This is a genomic window from Occallatibacter sp. (genome assembly GCF_049802275.1).
Classification (GTDB): Bacteria; Acidobacteriota; Terriglobia; order Terriglobales; family Acidobacteriaceae; genus Telmatobacter.
Genome location: NZ_JBARMD010000164.1, coordinates 1 through 1,961, shown reverse-complemented (window position 1 = coordinate 1,961; position 1,961 = coordinate 1). Strand labels below are relative to the sequence as shown.

Genomic DNA, 1,961 nt, shown 5'->3' with positions numbered 1-1,961 from the left:
CCGCGTGGAAATGAGTCGAACTGCGCGCAATATCCCAGGTTGCAGAAAAACTCCGTCGCATTTGATGGCTCCAGCCCCAACACCGAGACAGTACCGCGCGAAGGCTGCACCAGCCCGGTCATCAAATTCATCAGCGTAGTCTTGCCTGACCCGTTTGGACCCACCAGCGTCGTGATTCCCGGCGTCAGTGTGAGTGAAACACGATTCACACCCAGCACTTCGCCATAGAACTTTGAAACATTCTCAAAACGAATTGTGTCGGTCGCTGCGTTCATCCGCGCACCACCTCTCGCGCACGAATGCGTGCATTCAACACGGCGACACATCCCAGGCACGTCAGTACGAGAACCGCCACCAGCGCGGAAGTCGGCATCTCCAGCCGTTCGTTCATGAACTTGGGTGCGCCCAGCATGCACTGCCAGATCTCCGTCATAACCACCGGAACATTAAGCAGCAATCCCCACTTCGTCCGCAGAATGGCGCTGGCAATGCCTCCCACGCCCGCCGGCACAAACACCACCGCGAAGATCGCGCCGGTAGCAATGACGCGCCATTTCACCCAAGCCGAAACCGCAAGCCCCAACATCGAGAGCAGCACAATCCACACCGCCGCACCTGCGAAAATGCCCATCGCAAGCGACAGATGCGACATTCCCCACGGCTGCGGCGACGCATAGCACTGGTAGACAAAAAGCAGCAGGCAAGGAATCCAGGTGACATACGACAGAGACAATACCAGCGCAAGAAACTTGCCCAGCAAATATCCAAAACGCGAAACAGGATGGCTCAGCAGAATCGGAAGTGCGTTGTCGCCCAGATCAAACGAAACGAGTCGCGGCGCAATCCACGCCGCCAGCACCAGAGCGCACCAGCACTGCGTCTCCAGAACATTCAGGAAGAAGCGCTCGTTGATGGCCAACGGAGACTCCCCACGCATAATTAAAGCCCGGGCGATGGGGTTGTCCGCCACATACATAATCACCAGTTCCACCAGGCACGGCAGAAGCGAAAGAACAAACAGCCCAATTGTGATCTTCGACGACCATGCCTCGTGCATCGCGTACCGCGCCAGCACCAGCGGACGCGACCCCAACGGAGTCAAACGGCCTTCATACGGCCGGTAATCATGATCAAACACGGACATGGTCTACCCGGCCTCCTTCATAGTCCATCGCCCGCAGAAAAATGTCTTCGAGCGAATCGCGTCTTAGCTGAATGCGCCGGATCTGCACGCCGAACTCCGCTGCCGTCACGTAGAGATCGCGCGCACTCAATGCGTCCGGCATCACCAGCTTCACGCGACCGCCGGCAAAACTTGCGCACTCGCATCCCAGCGATTGCATCTTTTGCGTAAATGCCTCTGTACTGCCGGCCATTTCCATCTCGATGAAGTTGCGATGCGATCGCCGCTCCTCCTCAATATTCGAAATCGCCGCAATCCGCCCCTTGTTCAGAATCAATACTTCGTCGCAAGTCTCATCGATATCGCGCAGCAGGTGCGATGAAATCAAAAGGTGCGTCCCACCCTGCTTGCGAATATCTTTGATGAGCTGAATCATGCGTTGGCGCGCCGTGGGGTCGAGACCGTTCGTCGGCTCATCGAGAATCAGCAATTTTGGTCCGTGCGCCAACGCCTGCGCCAACTTGATCAACTGCTTCATCCCCAATGAATAGGTGCTGATCTTGCGATATCGCACCTCGCCCAGTCCCACGTAGAACAGGGCTTCGTGCGCACGCTCCAGCGCTTCGGCCGGCGGCAACCCTGCAAGCTCTGCCATGTAGCGCACGAATCGCACGCCATTCATGTTGCCGATGAAGGAGTCGTTCTCCGGCATGTAGCCGACGCTCTGGCGGATCCGCATCCGGTCCACACGTGCATCCAGGCCAAGCACCTGTGCGTTGCCGCTGGCCGGCTCGTGAAACCCGAGCAGAGTGTTGATCAGCGTCGATTTGCCCGCGCC

General features: G+C 57.8%; 3 protein-coding genes. All 3 read right to left on the bottom strand.

Annotated features, from left to right (window positions below; genetic code table 11):
• Positions 1 to 275: ATP-binding cassette domain-containing protein (locus WA354_RS05250; RefSeq protein ID WP_472811958.1), on the bottom strand; the 275-nt coding region annotated here is incomplete at its 3' end.
• Positions 272 to 1,144: an ABC transporter permease subunit gene (locus WA354_RS05245; protein ID WP_472811957.1), complete on the bottom strand. Its 873-nt coding sequence runs from the start codon at positions 1,142 to 1,144 to the stop codon at positions 272 to 274. The genes WA354_RS05245 and WA354_RS05250, both read right to left, overlap by 4 nt.
• Positions 1,131 to 1,961, bottom strand: an 831-nt coding sequence (locus WA354_RS05240) for an ABC transporter ATP-binding protein (RefSeq protein ID WP_472811956.1), incomplete at its 5' end; no start/stop codon positions are given. The genes WA354_RS05240 and WA354_RS05245, both read right to left, overlap by 14 nt.

What these genes read in the sequence shown, in the direction of transcription:
- WA354_RS05245 (WP_472811957.1), bottom strand. Translation starts at nt 1,144, where the DNA reads ATGTCCGTGTTTGATCATGATTACCGGCCGTATGAAGGCCGTTTGACT.